15 protein-coding genes are annotated in these 15,349 nt (G+C 42.3%); 6 read left to right on the plus strand and 9 right to left on the minus strand.

Features of this window, described 5'->3' with window-relative positions:
- Positions 1-46 precede the first annotated feature (46 nt).
- From can to hisB, 3 genes are all read right to left on the minus strand, one after another.
- The gene (can, locus tag M1L62_RS22855) at positions 47-691 is read right to left on the minus strand and encodes a carbonate dehydratase (protein ID WP_254561949.1); all 645 of its coding nucleotides are present in this window, start codon (positions 689-691) and stop codon (positions 47-49) included.
- Positions 692-834: 143 nt separating this feature from the next.
- Positions 835-1,110 carry a hypothetical protein gene (locus tag M1L62_RS22860; protein ID WP_254561950.1) on the minus strand — a complete coding sequence of 92 codons (276 nt, stop codon included), beginning with the start codon at positions 1,108-1,110 and terminating at the stop codon, positions 835-837.
- A gap of 377 nt (positions 1,111-1,487) precedes the next feature.
- Complete coding sequence (hisB, locus tag M1L62_RS22865) at positions 1,488-2,612, minus strand: bifunctional histidinol-phosphatase/imidazoleglycerol-phosphate dehydratase HisB (RefSeq protein WP_254561951.1); 1,125 nt, start codon at positions 2,610-2,612, stop codon at positions 1,488-1,490.
- Between the two features lie 205 nt (positions 2,613-2,817).
- Here hisB and M1L62_RS22870 point away from each other — a divergent pair, with 205 nt between their 5' ends.
- From M1L62_RS22870 to M1L62_RS22885, 4 genes are all read left to right on the plus strand, one after another.
- On the plus strand, positions 2,818-3,411 hold the full coding sequence (locus M1L62_RS22870; RefSeq protein WP_254561952.1) for a riboflavin synthase: 594 nt from the start codon (positions 2,818-2,820) through the stop codon (positions 3,409-3,411).
- 70 nt (positions 3,412-3,481) lie between these two features.
- Complete coding sequence (locus M1L62_RS22875) at positions 3,482-4,279, plus strand: PASTA domain-containing protein (RefSeq protein WP_254561953.1); 798 nt, start codon at positions 3,482-3,484, stop codon at positions 4,277-4,279.
- Positions 4,257-6,137: a T9SS type A sorting domain-containing protein gene (locus M1L62_RS22880; RefSeq protein ID WP_254561954.1), complete on the plus strand. Its 1,881-nt coding sequence runs from the start codon at positions 4,257-4,259 to the stop codon at positions 6,135-6,137. Before M1L62_RS22875 ends, M1L62_RS22880 begins: the two co-directional genes overlap by 23 nt.
- 32 nt (positions 6,138-6,169) lie before the next feature.
- Positions 6,170-6,475 (plus strand): rhodanese-like domain-containing protein, encoded by a 306-nt coding sequence (locus M1L62_RS22885; RefSeq protein ID WP_254561955.1) that lies wholly within the window; start codon positions 6,170-6,172, stop codon positions 6,473-6,475.
- Positions 6,476-6,519: 44 nt separating this feature from the next.
- On the opposite strand, the gene miaA is transcribed toward M1L62_RS22885, so the two are convergent.
- The gene (gene miaA / locus M1L62_RS22890) at positions 6,520-7,440 is read right to left on the minus strand and encodes a tRNA (adenosine(37)-N6)-dimethylallyltransferase MiaA (RefSeq protein ID WP_254561956.1); all 921 of its coding nucleotides are present in this window, start codon (positions 7,438-7,440) and stop codon (positions 6,520-6,522) included.
- 50 nt (positions 7,441-7,490) lie between these two features.
- Between miaA and M1L62_RS22895 the strand changes: the two genes are divergently transcribed.
- A complete protein-coding gene (locus M1L62_RS22895; RefSeq protein ID WP_310589999.1) occupies positions 7,491-8,156 on the plus strand; it encodes a DUF4230 domain-containing protein in 666 nt (221 codons plus the stop codon).
- 123 nt (positions 8,157-8,279) lie between these two features.
- Positions 8,280-8,882 (plus strand): hypothetical protein, encoded by a 603-nt coding sequence (locus tag M1L62_RS22900; RefSeq protein ID WP_254561958.1) that lies wholly within the window; start codon positions 8,280-8,282, stop codon positions 8,880-8,882.
- Positions 8,883-9,165: 283 nt separating this feature from the next.
- Here the strand turns inward: M1L62_RS22900 and porN are convergent, their stop codons facing one another.
- The 5 genes from porN to M1L62_RS22925 form a co-directional block, all read right to left on the minus strand.
- Positions 9,166-10,206: a type IX secretion system ring subunit PorN/GldN gene (gene porN, locus M1L62_RS22905; RefSeq protein WP_254562019.1), complete on the minus strand. Its 1,041-nt coding sequence runs from the start codon at positions 10,204-10,206 to the stop codon at positions 9,166-9,168.
- 54 nt (positions 10,207-10,260) lie between these two features.
- Complete coding sequence (gene porM, locus M1L62_RS22910) at positions 10,261-11,853, minus strand: type IX secretion system motor protein PorM/GldM (RefSeq protein WP_254561959.1); 1,593 nt, start codon at positions 11,851-11,853, stop codon at positions 10,261-10,263.
- An 87-nt stretch (positions 11,854-11,940) separates the two neighbouring features.
- A complete protein-coding gene (porL, locus tag M1L62_RS22915; protein WP_254561960.1) occupies positions 11,941-12,756 on the minus strand; it encodes a type IX secretion system motor protein PorL/GldL in 816 nt (271 codons plus the stop codon).
- A gap of 116 nt (positions 12,757-12,872) precedes the next feature.
- The gene (porK, locus tag M1L62_RS22920; RefSeq protein ID WP_254561961.1) at positions 12,873-13,943 is read right to left on the minus strand and encodes a T9SS ring complex lipoprotein PorK/GldK; all 1,071 of its coding nucleotides are present in this window, start codon (positions 13,941-13,943) and stop codon (positions 12,873-12,875) included.
- Positions 13,944-14,318: 375 nt separating this feature from the next.
- Complete coding sequence (locus tag M1L62_RS22925) at positions 14,319-15,293, minus strand: PorP/SprF family type IX secretion system membrane protein (protein ID WP_254561962.1); 975 nt, start codon at positions 15,291-15,293, stop codon at positions 14,319-14,321.
- Positions 15,294-15,349: the final 56 nt, after the last annotated feature.

A 15,349-nucleotide genomic window follows, 5' to 3' on the forward strand; every position in this document is an offset into this window, starting at 1 on the left:
AGGAATTATTCAAAAGAATAAATTACGGTTACTTAATATTTTAGAATTATACGTCCACCGTTTCCAACTTGTATACGCCTTCGATTTCGTGCGTATCTTCAACTGTAATGTCGAGATCTTTAAGAATACCGTTTGCGATGTCATATACAAGTCCGTGAACCTGAAGAGGCTTTCCATTTGCCCAGGCATTCTGAACAATTGAGGTTTTGGTTAAATCATGAACCTGCTCCTGCACGTTCAATTCTACCAGCCTGTTGCTTCTTTTTGCAGGATCTTCAATTGCGTTCAACTCAGTCTGATGCAGGCGGTATACGTCTTTGATATGGCGCAGCCAGTTATCGATAAGACCAACCTGCTTATTTCCCATCGCTGTATTAACACCGCCACAGCCATAATGACCACAAACAATGATATGTTTCACTTGCAGCACATTAACCGCATAATCGAGTACGCTAAGCATACTGATGTCGGTATGGATCACCATGTTGGCAATGTTGCGGTGCACAAATATGTCTCCGGGCATAGTCCCCGTAATTTCATTGGCAGGAACACGACTGTCGGAGCAGCCGATCCATAGAAACTGAGGTGATTGCCCCGCAGCAAGATTCTTGAAGAAATCAGGATTTTGGTTTGTTGTTTCCTCTACCCATTTTTTGTTGTTGCTGAAAAGCTCTCTATATGAATTAATCATGATGGTCTAAATTATATTTATCGGTTGAAAAAATTTAACAGCATGTACGCTGAAATCAAAAGGAATAGTGCCAGTTCGTGACGAAATGGGACATAATCCTGCCTGGCATAAAAAATGTCAGTTCAAAAAATCGATAAGATAACTTAGGCTAGTTCGGGTGGGGGTGATACGAGATTTCTGTATATCTCGTTTTCATAAACTACGGTGTAGGAAAACGCAGTTTTTAGAATGACTGAAACCGTTATTTTACTGAAAGAAAGATGTGGTACGATCATGAGCTGATCATCGATCATCTTTTCGGTTTCTTCGGTATTTTCATTATCGCAAGTGCCGGAGTCGCAAACAACCTTTGCTTTATCCTTAGCCAACAGAAGACTTGCAACATCTGTGGCTTTACAGATGAGGAAGGTCGTTAGCAATATCAGGCAAAGAGTTTTAAACAAAACGCAAAAGATAATGGTTAGTGTTAGGATAAACAGAGAACACAGCCAAAACGTTCGGCACTTCTCTATTGGTATATCAAAATTATAGAATTGATATTTTTTTACAAAACCTTACTTGATGAACGGTTCAAAAAAAAGAGGAGTGTAAAACTCCTCTTTTTATATTCAAGGTTTGTAACTTTTCTCGTGGTTCTCTAACCAACGTCCTACCAAAAAAGCAGAAGTTAAAAGAACAACGTAAAAAGCTATCATAACGATTGTCATAAACATGATGATATCTGATTAGGTCCTGATTGAATGTGGGCAAAAATAAAGAAAAAAAGCTAACGCCTTACCCGCTCACTATAAAAAAATTATAAAACCCCTTTCGTAGAAGGCATAAAATCAAGTGCTTTAAGGTCACGGCGAACCGCCATTTTTATCGCTTTTGCAAAACCTTTGAAGATCGATTCAATTTTATGGTGTTCGTTTTGTCCTTCAACTTTGATGTTCAGGTTTGATAACGATGTGTCAGAAAAAGATTTGAAGAAATGGTAGAACATTTCTGTCGGCATTTCGCCAATTTTCTCTCTTTTAAATTCTGCATCCCATACCAGCCACGGACGGCCCGAGAAATCGATCGCAACCTGTGCGAGCGCTTCATCCATCGGAAGCAGGAATCCATAACGGCTGATACCGCGTTTGTCGCCGATAGCAATCCGGTAGGCTTCGCCCAGTGCCAGAGCCGTGTCTTCAATGGTATGGTGTTCGTCGATATGCAAATCTCCTTCGACATGAATCGTAAGGTCGGCTCCTGAATGGCGCGCAAGCTGGTCAAGCATATGATCATAAAATCCAAGTCCGGTGTGAATGTCAGATCTTCCGCTTCCGTCCAGGTTTAGTTCAATTTTGATCTGCGTTTCCTTGGTATTTCTTTCGACAGAGGCTTTTCGTGCCGGTAATTTCAGATGTTCATAAATAGCATCCCAGTCTTGTGAAACAAAAGAAACGGCTGCGCTCATAGCATCGGAAACACCGTCTTTGGCAAGTTCTGAACCAATGAAAATGGCTTTTGAACCCAGGTTGACGGCCAGCTGGACATCCGTAAGGCGGTCTCCGATTACATAACTGTTTGCCAGGTCATATTCATCCGAAAAGTAGGACTGCAATAATCCGGTTCCAGGTTTTCTGGTAGGAAGGTTATCTTCCGGAAAACTTCTGTCTACGTGAATTGCTGCAAATTCAATGTTTTCTCCTTTTAATGTCTGAAGCATTTTATTTTGCGCCGGCCAGAAAGTATCCTCAGGGAAAGAACTTGTTCCAAGTCCGTCCTGGTTGGTTACCATTACCAATTCGTAATCCGTTTCTTCCGCTATTTTGCGAAGATTGGAAATGGCTTTTGGTAAAAACTCTAATTTTTCAAGAGAATCAACCTGAAAATCTGTTGGTGGCTCGACGATAATCGTTCCGTCGCGATCAATAAATAATACTTTTTTCATTAAAATAGGATACTAAGGCTCAAACTGTTTAAACAAACTTGGGTACAGGGAAAGGCGAATGCCCGTTAACCGGCACAAAGTTCGTAAACTATATGGGATTGAAAAGCTATAAGGGAAGTAAATAATAGGAATAGGGCTTGCCGCAACAAAAAGGTGTGCAAAGAAGTTGTACATTTACGGGAGAAATCAATTCATTTTTTGCAGGATGTTTACAGGTATTGTAGAAACAATAGGAGAGGTTATTAAAGTTGAAACAGAAGGTACGAACAAAACTTTCACATTACGTTCGACGCTGACCCCGGAACTGAAAATTGATCAGAGTCTGAACCACAATGGTGTTTGCCTTACCGTTGTATCAATCAGGGAAGATACTTATCAGGTTACGGCTGTGGAGGAAACTTTGAAAAAGACCAATCTTGGCAAGCTGGCAGAAGGCAGTAAAGTAAATCTGGAACGTTGTATGCCGGCAAACGGTCGCTTCGACGGGCATATTGTACAAGGGCATGTAGACCAGGTAGGTACGTGTACGCGCGTGGAGGAAAGAGACGGAAGCTGGTTATATGATTTCGAATATGACGCTTCACTGGGTAATGTGACGGTCGAAAAAGGCTCGATCTGTATCAATGGGGTAAGTCTTACCGTTTTTAATTCAGAAAAAAATGCCTTCCGGGTTACCATTATACCGTACACGCATTCGTTTACAAATTTTCACCAGTTACAGGAAGGCGATACCATAAACCTCGAATTCGATATTCTGGGGAAATATATACAGAGGATTCTTGGCGCACATACCGCATAGGTTATTTGCATCTTGAAATATTCCTTCTATTTTTACCGTTTTTAAGAAATTACCCGCATCATGTATTTCCATGGCAAAAATTAGCACACAATCCCGTAAGGATCTTTTCATACATATAGGCATTGTAGTATCACTCATACTGGTATTTTTTCTAGGCTTTTTCTTTATCTATTTACCGTTTACGACCAATCACGGGGAGGCGATCACCGTGCCTGATTTGCGTAAGAAAAATCTGAGTGAACTGGAAGATTTCCTGGACGCGAGAGATTTGCGTTACGAGGTCGATTCGGCATATGTAGCCAATATGCCTCCTTTGACGGTGATTCAGCAATATCCAAAACCTGGTGCAAAGGTTAAAGAAGGTAGAAAAATATACGTGACCGTTGTTTCTCTAACAGCGCCGCTTATCAAAATGCCGAAGCTGACCGACATGACGTATAGAAGTGCGCAGATGCAGCTTAAGAGCCTTGGACTTGAAGAAGGGACCATTTCTTATGTTCCGGATATGGCACAAAATGCTGTTTTGCGACAAATGTATAAAGGTGCTGAAATATTGCCCGGACAACCGATTGCCAAAGGATCAAAAATTGATCTTGAATTGGGTGAGGGATTGGGAACGGCACAGTTTGAGTTACCTTCTGTTATTGGAATGCCCCTGGATGAAGCCAAAATCCAGATTGTCGGTGCAGGGTTAAAGGTTGGTCAGGTGATGGAAGTTGCGGCTGAGGAAGGCCAGGCTCCCGGCAGCGTGGTGCGACAAAATCCTGAATCAGGCAATAAAGTTCGTATCGGCGATGTAATTGACCTGTGGGTTGTACCCGCGGGCGCGGAACCAAATGCCTCAAATGAAGACAGCACACAACCTTAAATCAGACATTGAAAAGAATTTTAAATTTTGGACGACAACCTTATTACTGCTGACCGTTTTTCAGTTTGGTAAGGCTTATGGGCAAATTAAACTTGTTCCCATAGGTACTAATTCGTATGCCGAAAGCCCGGATCTGCAATCAGCCAGAATCCAGGCATCACGAAGTCTGCCGTTTTTTGACGATTTTTCTACAACCACGACCCGATATCCCGATGCAACTTTGTGGATGCCGGGTGGCGGTGTTTATGTTAACAATACGATGGCAACCACGCAGCCATCTGTGAACATGGTAACGTTCGACGGCTTAAATGCCAGTGGAACACCCTATGAATATTTAAATCAGCTGTCCTCAGGCTTGGCGGATACACTAACGTCGGTACCTATCAATCTGGCGGGATTATCGCCCGCTGATTCGGTTTATCTGAGCTTTCACTGGCTTGCCAAAGGGTTGGGAGAATTACCGGATAGTGACGACAGTTTAACGCTTGAATTTCTGGATAAAAACAACCAGTGGACCTTCATGTGGGCGCAGAAAGGCTTGGTGTACGATACATTGTTTACGCAGAAACTGATCGCGGTAAAGAAGCCTGATTTTTTTTACGATGGTTTTCAATTTCGTTTCAGAGCCTATGGCAAACGTTCAGGGGGTTACGATACCTGGCATCTGGACTATATTTATCTGAACAAAGGGCGATCTGCCAATGACCGGTATGTGGTGGATCTTGCTGTAAGAACGCCGCTCACTTCCTTTTTGAAAAAATATACGTCCATGCCATTGAAACAGTATTGGGTTAATCCAGCACTGGCAACGGCTGCGCAGGTAGAGACGAATATTTACAATTTCTCAAATAAGCTAAACCTGACAACGTATAGCCTTAGAATTGAAGATGATTTGACCAGGGAAGTGTACCAAACGTTCAAATCAGACAGTACGGAAGTTATTGGCGGGAATGTGGTGCAGACGAAAAGGGTAGCGCTTTCTCCGAAAATCCCACAAAATACTGCCCTTAAGGAATTAAAGCTTAAACTTACATTTTGGCTGAACACATCAGATCAGAACACGACAACAATTCCGTCTGTTGATTTAAGAAGAAATGACACAGTGCGCGCCCGGACTGTTTTGAGTGATTATTATGCTTATGATGACGGTACTGCCGAGTATGGTGTGCAGATCAGTCAGAGACTGGCGCGCGTCGTACAGCGTTTTGTACTTGCAAAACCCGATACACTGGCCGGTCTGAATATGTCGATTGTACCTTTCAACAAGGATATTTCAGGACAGGCTTTTACCATTCAGGTGTGGAATAACAAAAACGGGAAACCTGATCAGGTACTCGTTCAAAAGTCGGTTGCGGCCCGGTATCCGGAGCAAAGAGATGGTTTTATTCAGTATGCGTTCGATAGCCCGGTTGCCGTTACCGATACCTTTTACGTAGGATGGATCCAGATTAATGAGCAGCCATTGAGTATAGGATTTGACAGGAATTCTTTACTTGGAAAGGAAAACGTATTTTTCAATCTGAGTAATGAATGGGTGAAGGAAACAAGTTTAAAAGGCAGCATCATGATCCGTCCGTACATGGGAGGGAAAGCGACCGGTGTGGTTACCGGCAATGAGCCGGCGATTGATAACAACGCTTATTTCTTCCCAAATCCTAACAAGGGCGTAATTAACTGGAAAAGCAGTTACGTTAAAAAAATAGAAATTTATGCTTTGCAGGGGAATCTGGTAAAAACAATAACGCCTGAAACCGGGAGTCAGTCAGCCTCTGTAAGTGATCTTGTCGATGGCATGTATATATTTAAAGCATCGGATGGGAAACGTTCTTTCGCGCAAAAAATGTTGATAGTAAAATAGACCTTAAAACCGAATTATATAACTTAATAATCATGGATATTACAGTAGAAGAATTGAAAGAACGTCTGGACAACGGTGAAGAATTGAATTTCTATGACGTACGTGAAGAACATGAATTTGAAGAAGATAATCTGGGTGCAATCCTGATTCCACTTGCAGAGTTACCGGATCACGTAGCGGAGCTTGAACCGTTGAAAGATTCTGAAATAATCATCCATTGCCGTTCAGGTGCAAGAAGCGGAAAGGCTCAAAAATATCTTGAATCATTGGGCTTTACCAATGTTCGTAATGTTTTGGGTGGAATTCTTGCTTACAGAGAACTGGAAGAAGAAGCTTAGGCTGCCGATATTGAAACCGGATCTCATTAGTTATCACACCGATACTAGTGAGATCCGGTTTCTTCTTTTATATAGGAAAGGATTTGGTCAAATTCATTTGCCTGAAACCACTTGAAATCTCCCTGATGCCGGAACCAGGTTAACTGACGTTTGGCATACCTTCTGGAATTTTGCTTTAAGAGCCGCACCATTTCCTGCTCGTGATAGAGTCCGTCAAGGAATCCATACACCTCTTTATAACCCACCGTTTGCAGCGCGTGACAATCGCGGTATGCAATCACACTTTTGGCTTCGTCAACCAAGCCCTGGTTAAGCATGCTGTCCATACGGGAATCGATCCGGTGGTACAAAGAAGCACGATCCCGGTCCAGTGCAATCAGTATTTGCCTGAAAGGCCTTTTCTGGATATTTTTTTGCTGATATTGGGAAATCGGGATACCTGTTGTCTGAAAGACTTCCAGCGCACGTACAACCCGTTGCGGATTGTGAATTTCTTTTGTTGCCGAAAAATCCAGATCAATTTTCCTGATCTCATCCTGCAAGGTTAATAATCCTTCATTTAAAAGGCGATCGGTTAATAGTTGCCGAAGACCTTCCTTTGGAGCAGGAAGAGCATCCAGTCCCTCACAAACAGCCTTAATGTACAAGCCAGACCCACCAGTCATGATTACTTGGTCGTGCTCTTTAAAAAGAACTTCGAGCAGAGAAAGGGCGTCACGCTCAAAATCTCCTGCACTGTAAGATTCAGTTATGGAATGCGAATTGATAAAGTGATGTTTGGCCTGTTGCAATTCATTTTCATCCGGTTTCGCGGTGCCGATTGATAATTCACGGAAGATCTGCCGGGAATCGGCCGAGATAATTTCTGTATTAAAAGCCTGGGCAAGCCGTATAGCAAGTTCAGTTTTTCCGACGGCCGTTGGGCCGGCGATGGTAATCAGGTATTTTGCCTGGCTGTTTGGCATTCTGGACTTTTTATGTGATTTTAGTAAACACAAAAATACACATCATGGACATGAGCACACTACTTTTTTTTATTTTATCATTGCTGCTGGGAGGAAGCCTGGGCGCAGGCGCATATTATTTTTTAGCGGGCCGGCATTTGACACGCTCTGAACCGGAAAGGGAAGCGACTGTTTTACTGGAAAGAATCGAAAAGGTTTTCAAGGTCGTGATGGCGGAAGGTTACTTCACCGAAATTTATAATTATCAGCACGACAAAAACATCTGGAATTTAATCAAGGATAAAAAGAAAGCACTGGTCATCGCGAAGGCGAAAGTTTTGGTAGGATATGATTTCGGGAAACTGCGCTATCACATGGAGGGCGCTGAGCGGAAGATGGTGATTGATTTTTTTCCCGAGCCGGAAGTCCTTTCCATGGATACCGATTATAAATTTTACGATATAGAGCAGGGGTGGCTAAACCGCTTTCAGAGCGACGACTATACTTCGATCCTGAATGAAGCGAAACAAACCATGAATGAAAAGGCGCTTCAAAGTGATTTGCCCAGGATTGCAACCAACCAGGTACAGCTAATGATGTTCCAGCTGGCGGCTACGATGAACTGGAAGGTAGATATGCGTCTGCCGGAAGCCAACAAGGATTTATTGGAAGAATATGCAACCTACAAACCCATTGATGCCGGCATAGAATCTCTGAATAAAAAGTTGGATAGTTAGTTTTTTCGACTGTTTTTAAAATAATATGCCGCCAGTTCATCATTTTCCCGGTTTACGGCGTATACCATATAAATTCAATCTTTTTACTTTATATCTATTTCTCATTCTTAAACTTTTACAGTCATGTTAAAAAAACTATTATTTGGAATATGTGTATGCTTTGTGGCATTGTTGGTAAGTTGTAAAGGTGACGATGGGGCAGTAGGACCGGTCGGTGCAAAAGGTGATACAGGAGCAACTGGGGCGACGGGACCGGCAGGAGAGGATGCGACTGGCGGGTCTTCGGCCATCATTTTGACAACCGGAGCCGTAACTGGCGCTGGTACAAACGGGGACTTATCCTTCGGGCTTGTGGATAGCTTAACGACCGACGAAGCGTCATTTTATGATAGTGGCGTTGCCGTTTTAGTGTATGCCAAATCGTTAGGTGTATGGTGGCCACTTCCTGGCAGTGTTCAATTTACAGGTAATAAAGCAAGTGGATTTACCTTTGTTCATGGAGTCGATAGTGGTGTATTTTTTGTAGATATTTTTACAACAGGTAATTCGGAGGGGTTAGCAACTGCACCGGTAAGAAGTTTTGATGATATCCGAGTGGTTTTACTTCCAGACCTGGGAGCGAGGAGATCGTCTGAAATTAACTGGAACAACTATGAAGAAACGATTAAGGCTTTGGGCTTGACGGCTGCTGATGTTAAAAAAGCAGCGGTATTTAAGAAGAAGTAATAGGGGATAAAAGCTTTATTAATAGTCCTGAAATCATTAAATCCAGATCGGTTTGATGGTTTCAGGACTTTTTAATTGTAAACTGTGTTGTATCGTACCTTCTCTATAAACCCGTTAAAATTCTGGTTTTGGAGGGAATATATTTTTGAACCTTATTATAGATTTCCTTACAAAGATGCGCCGACAGGACGAAAGTGAGGGGCTAATAATGTAAAAGAGAAATGGCCAAGATTTATTTCCCATAGGAATAATCTTGGCCATTTCTCTTTACACTATATCTTTTTTAATACTCCCAAAGACCGTGTTCAAGCTCCATTAACTCCTGCTCGTAGTTGAGCGATTTAATAAGGGCTTCTTTGTCTCCTTTGTAAATATCTAAAAATGACTTATCCGATGCGTTTGAGTACTTGGTGATACGTCCGTAAAACAATCGTAAATCAAAGGCGTCTGCAAGATTTTTGTTTTGCGCTGTGTTATGCGAGTTATACCAGATATATTTCTTTGGATCACTGCGGAACAAACGCTCAACATCTTTGTATCGGAATGACGCAACCGGCATTTCTATCCCTGTTGCAGCATTTTGATCCGAAGGAATCAGAAGTGTTAAAGTTTGGATATCCATGTACAAACGTGAACGCTTTTTATCGAATGTCCAGTCTTCTTTTACTTCCATCAGACTGATCTGATCCGGGAAATATTCTTCCTCGATGGCAGAAGTTGCAGCTAGCTGGAAAGTATCAACCGGTATTGCTTCAACTACCGGTGGCTCTTCCTTCACAGGTTTTGCTCCTTTTTTAGTTGATTTTTTTGGTTTCGGAGCTCCCCATCCGTCATCTTCTGCGGCAGCTGTTTTTTTCGAAGGAGCACCCCATCCATCATCAGCAGTTACCTTCTCAGATTTTTTCGCAGGATCAACTTTTGGTTTATCTGCAAATCCGTCACCGGCAGCAGGTGTACCAAATCCGGCAGCAATTTCTTCTGCGGAAAAGCCAGCTGTCTGGTTTGGAATAAGCATTTTCTTGTGGATCTGATCTCCTGTCAGTTTCGTCGTACAAGAGTCATTTGCATAAGCCTCAATCAAACCGGCTTTTGCAGCTTCCAAAAGGTATCTCGTGATCTCATTATTTTTTGAGAACATTGCAGTATTCTGTTTCTCTTTAAGATCCACTCTTCTCCACAAGGTTCTTTTCATCATCACATCACCATCACTGATTGGATGTGACGAAAATTGATTGGCGGTAGAGTCTTCCTTCTCCTGAGCAAATACCATGGTAGTGCCCATCGTAAGGGACAATATTGACCATGCAATTGTTTTTCCGTTCATTCTTCTCATTGCTTATATTTTTATCTTATCCAATCAGCAATTGTAAAGTCTTGATTAGTTTAGAGATATAGATCTGATCTGCTGACCCATCTCTACTTCGTTAACATTTCCTTTGAAATTTTGACGCTCTACTTTCAAGACTTCGATCACATAACGATCACCTGGCTGCGCTTGTTGTGCAAGTGAAGAAATTGATCCTCCACCACCCAAAGTGATCGGATTTCCGATACGTCTCGGGCCTCTCGCCAGTGAAACCTGGATTTGTGAAACACGGAATCTTGCATCTTCAGGAGAGAAAGTTTTGAAGCTTTCGTCTGATACCGCAACAACCTGTACACTTCTTGCCGCTGTGGCTGCAATACCTCTGCGTTCATCAACAGGTGTTCCGTTTACACGGATTTCGATCGATGGCTTTGGCACAAGTCTCACGCGGAAAGGCTCAGTTCCCAAAACGTTACCCTGGTTGCTTACCGTCAGGTTTAACTGTGCTCTGTTAGGTACAATGGTAAATTTACCTTTCTGGCCACTATTAATGATCTCGCCGCCATCTGTTGAAAAGCTAGGAGCCCAAAGAGCGCCCAGCGCAGGGCTTTGAATACTTAACTTATTCGCGCAACCCAGGTACAATGGAGGTAAAGTTCCTGTTTCAATCTGATAAGTAGGTTTAACTACAAAATATTCCTGTTTCAGGTTAACTGTGGTGTCACGTCCCGATGGAGTAGGGAAGGAGATAGATCCTGACAATTCACGACGTACAATACCTTCTGCATTGTAACCTCCGCCTTGTGCAGTGAATTCTATTTTACCAACACCATTTTCAACTTTTACGCCTGCGCCGTTAAGGCTCATGCGTGGTGTGATACCGCTGGCAGATGCCGCGATAAACATATCTCCTTTGAATTTAGTACCCGCAACAACTGTTTTTGCATCAGCACTGATCATCGCAAGAATTCTGTCAAATTTAATATCGGCTGCACCTACTTTACTTGCAAGGTAGCTCAATACTTCACTTTCCATTCTGCGGATGTCTGTTTGCTTCTGGCTTAAAACGGCCAGGGCAGCGGCAACCGGAGTTTGCGCAAAATTCAACTCGGCAAAATCCTTATTTTTTTGATCCACACTCGTTTTAGTGATCGGATCATCTTTTCCGTCCAAAGCAAGAGACTGGAATTTAGTTGGGGTAACCTGGCTCAATTGATCCGTATAGCTGTTCAGACTTTGTTTCAGTTTGTAAGCTTTTCCGTTCTTTTGACCACCGATCATCAACTCCGCAACCTTTCCTTCTTCCTGTGGATTTTTAATTCCTCCCTGCTCATTTAATCCTCCACCAGCATTGGTGACGATTTCCTGTTTGAGAGCATTGATTTCATTGATTATAGTAGCCGAATTTTTCCGTACTTCATCAGCTTGTTTTAATACCGCTACGTCCGCAGCACGGCTTCCCGATTTTTCAACAGCAGCTTTAATTTTAAGTACGGTTTCCTGGTTTATTTTATTGGCTGCTCCTTGTGAAAGTTCCAAGGAATTGTTCAGTAGCATGAATTTTTCTATAATGGCTGAACTTACCTGCAATGCGAGCATCGCTGTAAGAACCAGATACATCATTCCAATCATCTTCTGACGGGGTGTTTCTTTTCCACCTGCCATATTGTTCAGTAATCAGTTATCAGTGATTAATTTGTTTAGATAACAAGCTTGAATCGCCTGCTGGGTTTATAACTCCGTTCGTCTGGATTATGCATTACCACGCATTGCGCTCAGCATGTTACCATAAATACCGTTTAGAGAAGAGATGTTGGTTGTAAGTTTCGACATCTCAGTTTTAAACACCTGTGATTCTTTGGTAGCGTCAGCCATGTTTTCCATAGCAGCAGTAAGGTTACCGTAGAATGCGTTCATTGCTTTAAGGTGTTTTGTCGTGTCCTGAAGTTCAAGTTCATAAACAGCATTCAAAGCACCCATGTTTTTAGTAATCTGCTGAAACTGGTCACGGTACGACTGCGCATCTTTGGTAGCGTCAGCCATAGAGCTCATTGCTGTGATCGCAACACCATAAGACTTGTTCATATCCGTCATAGCAACCGATGCTGATTTCACGTTTTTCGCGTAATCATTTGTTGCTACTGTTGCGTCTGTCAAGTCTGTGATTTTACCAACTGTGTCAGAAAGCGTTTTAAAACCTTTTCCTAAGCTGTCAAATACATCCGGAGAAATTTTTGCGTTGTCCAGCATGTTATCCAATTTGGCAGTGATGCCACTTCCTGATGCAGAAACGCCACGGTTGATAGCAGGACCGTTATAGTCGTCAGCTAGTTCCGGATAAACGCGTGTCCAATCCGGGTCAGAATTGGTAGATTGTGTAATAGTTTGTAGTGCATATAATAAGAAAATACCAACTTCTGTTCCAAGACCCAACGTAAGCATTTCACTTCCTCCGTCCCAGTGCTGGATTTTAAATAAAGCTCCTAAAATAACAACTGCAGCACCCGCGCTGTATATTGTTGGTACTAGTTTATCCCATAAAAAACTAGATCCGTTACTCTTAGCCATACGAATTGAAATCGGTTATAGTGAATAGTGATTAATAAAAATTTGTTGAATTGTTAAAATGATGACGCAAAGAAGGCGCAGCGAATTGGTACTGCATCTTCTTTGCGTAAGATTTTTTAGCGACGGGCACGTCCACCGGCGCGGCCGTTAACATTGTCCATCACACAACGGAAGCCGATAAAAGCTCTGCGTTCTGTTTCGTATTCGAAGGTACGTGTTCCTGTTTGAAGGAAGTAAGCAACATCTTTCCATGATCCGCCTTTCACAACTTTCCGAGGCTCGTCCGGATTATCATATCTTGGGTTCATATCCCAAACAATGGCAGTTGCATTGTCGGTGAAGGCATCCAATGTCCATTCTGCTACGTTTCCTGCCATGTTGTATAAACCAAAGTCATTCGGGTTATAGGCATTGGCCGGGCCAGTGTAAGGATAGCCGTCGGCATCGTAGTTACCACGTTGTGGTTTAAAGTTGGCAAGGAAACATCCTTTTGTATTCATCGTGTAAGGATTACCCCATGGATATTTTGCTACTGCACGTCCGCCACGGGCTGCCCATTCCCACTCAGCTTCGCTAGGAAGACGGAAGGCTGTTGAGTTGAACATACCTTCTTTGTTCTGATAGTCGTGGTAAAGGTTTGTACGCCATTTTGCGAAATACTGAGCGCCTAACCAGCTTACTCCTACCACAGGATAAGTATCAAAGCCAGGGTGCTGATAGTAATATTCAACAAACGGATCTCCGTTGGAATAAGCGAAGTCTTTTTTCCAGGCAGTTGTGTCAGGATAATATTTTGTCATAATTTCTTCCTCACCCAGCACTGAAACCGAGTCCACAAGAAGTGCATTGACAAATTGACGATATTCATTATTCGTGATCTCGGTGTCATCCATAAAGAAGGAACTGATCGTCACGCGTCTGTTCATGTTATTCATGGACGAAGCAATATCTTCATCCGCCTGCCCCATGGTAAAAGATCCAGAAGGTATCATCACCATTCCGGCAGGTGTGGTTTGTTTAAAACCTTTACGCGCAGTCGCCGTAATTTCCCCGTTCGAAATACCGACGTCTTCTTTTCCTCCCTTGCCAAATTTATTTTTGATAAACCCGCAACTTTGCATCAGCATAAGAGCAGCTATCAAAAGCAAACTTTTGACTCCATCCCGATAGATCACTTTAACATTCATAGTGGTTTTTGATATTTGAAAGAATAAATGTTAGCCTAAAAACGTCAATCGATTAATATATAGTATACTTAAAATAAAAACAAAAGTAACGGCAACCAAAAATGAATTCCACAGCGAGTTTCGGCAGACTTAAAAGAAGCCTGAGTTAACCTTATTCATTTTATTCGACTTAACGTAAGAATGATGGTTGTTGGTATAGCACTCGAAAATTTTACAAATATAAATCAAAGTTTTGCAAACTGAACGACATGTGACTAACCGTATTTTTAAAAAAATGAGAAAATAAATGCCGATTATTTGATCAAATAGCAATGTTTCGCTTTTTGATTGGATATAATGGTGATACGTTGAGTGGCTAACTTTTTAGTTTACGGCTCAAAATCTGAACCTTGGAGTACGGATAATCGTTTTCTTTCCAAATTTTGGTGAAGGCAGTGCGTAAGACAACATAACTTCGAAAGAAGACGGTGATTTAGCCTTATTTCCCCCGATAACCATATCATAAGCGCCTGATAAACGTAACGATTGGTCGGGGAGTAAATATATACCACCCATGATGATAAAGTAGGTGTCTTGCTGTCTGTATGTGGCGCCAGCCCAATAACGCTTGTTGTAAGTTACTGTTGCACCTCCTTCAACAGAAACGGTCGATATGTCAGACTTTACGAGAACAATAGGTTGTACGTCAAGTAGATAACCCAGTTCAATGTTCACTCCGGCATTCAGGTATACTGTTTTTGGCAATGGATTAGAGGCGGTTTCTGAACCCAGTTTATATTTAGGTTCAAGCAGGTGATTTAATGATGCGCCAACGTAGAAGGCATCGGCAACATAACGCACACCCACTGTAAAATCAGGATTTATTTCCGAGATTGTTCCGGTTTGAATCAAAGGATCGTCCGGGTCACGCGCGCGGAGTTTTCCATAATCAAGCGACTGTCTGAAAAGGCCTGCACTGGCTCCGATATGCAGATTTCCTCCGGCTAACGGGAAGTGATAAGAGGCAGATAATTTGAAATCCTGGTCATTACGCGGGCCGCTTTTGTCGTTCAGGGCATAAAAACCTATCCCGAAATTTTTAACCGGCATACTGAAAGAAAACATTTGCGTCGAAAGTGCGCCGCCTTCATCTTCATTTGTCGACTGATAGCCAACATATTGTGAACGGTGTGTAAGCTGGAATTTGGTAAGTCCGTCCGCACCGGCAGCAGCCGGGTTAAGATAAAGTTGGTTTAAGGAAAATAAACTGAATTGCGCATCTTTTTGAGCGGACGCACTATGAGATATAAATAATATTATACCTACTAAACAGCTCCATGGTGTGTTACGGTAGATAAACGTCAAGGTCATGCGTATAGATTTTGTTTAAAGAACACTTGAGTGCTTCAGAGGTTTATTTCAATAAC

This window comes from Dyadobacter diqingensis, from assembly GCF_024220585.1.
GTDB lineage: Bacteria > Bacteroidota > Bacteroidia > Cytophagales > Spirosomataceae > Dyadobacter > Dyadobacter diqingensis.

Excerpts from the sequence above, each read along its gene's own strand:
- porN (WP_254562019.1), bottom strand. The coding sequence starts at position 10,206 with ATGAACGGAAAAACAATTGCATGGTCAATATTGTCCCTTACGATGGGC.
- M1L62_RS22885 (WP_254561955.1), top strand. The coding sequence starts at position 6,170 with ATGGATATTACAGTAGAAGAATTGAAAGAACGTCTGGACAACGGTGAA.
- porL (WP_254561960.1), bottom strand. The coding sequence starts at position 12,756 with ATGGCTAAGAGTAACGGATCTAGTTTTTTATGGGATAAACTAGTACCA.
- porM (WP_254561959.1), bottom strand. The coding sequence starts at position 11,853 with ATGGCAGGTGGAAAAGAAACACCCCGTCAGAAGATGATTGGAATGATG.
- can (WP_254561949.1), bottom strand. The coding sequence starts at position 691 with ATGATTAATTCATATAGAGAGCTTTTCAGCAACAACAAAAAATGGGTA.
- M1L62_RS22870 (WP_254561952.1), top strand. The coding sequence starts at position 2,818 with ATGTTTACAGGTATTGTAGAAACAATAGGAGAGGTTATTAAAGTTGAA.
- hisB (WP_254561951.1), bottom strand. The coding sequence starts at position 2,612 with ATGAAAAAAGTATTATTTATTGATCGCGACGGAACGATTATCGTCGAG.
- M1L62_RS22875 (WP_254561953.1), top strand. The coding sequence starts at position 3,482 with ATGGCAAAAATTAGCACACAATCCCGTAAGGATCTTTTCATACATATA.
- M1L62_RS22880 (WP_254561954.1), top strand. The coding sequence starts at position 4,257 with ATGAAGACAGCACACAACCTTAAATCAGACATTGAAAAGAATTTTAAA.
- M1L62_RS22925 (WP_254561962.1), bottom strand. The coding sequence starts at position 15,293 with ATGACCTTGACGTTTATCTACCGTAACACACCATGGAGCTGTTTAGTA.
- miaA (WP_254561956.1), bottom strand. The coding sequence starts at position 7,440 with ATGCCAAACAGCCAGGCAAAATACCTGATTACCATCGCCGGCCCAACG.
- M1L62_RS22900 (WP_254561958.1), top strand. The coding sequence starts at position 8,280 with ATGTTAAAAAAACTATTATTTGGAATATGTGTATGCTTTGTGGCATTG.
- porK (WP_254561961.1), bottom strand. The coding sequence starts at position 13,943 with ATGAATGTTAAAGTGATCTATCGGGATGGAGTCAAAAGTTTGCTTTTG.
- M1L62_RS22895 (WP_310589999.1), top strand. The coding sequence starts at position 7,491 with ATGAGCACACTACTTTTTTTTATTTTATCATTGCTGCTGGGAGGAAGC.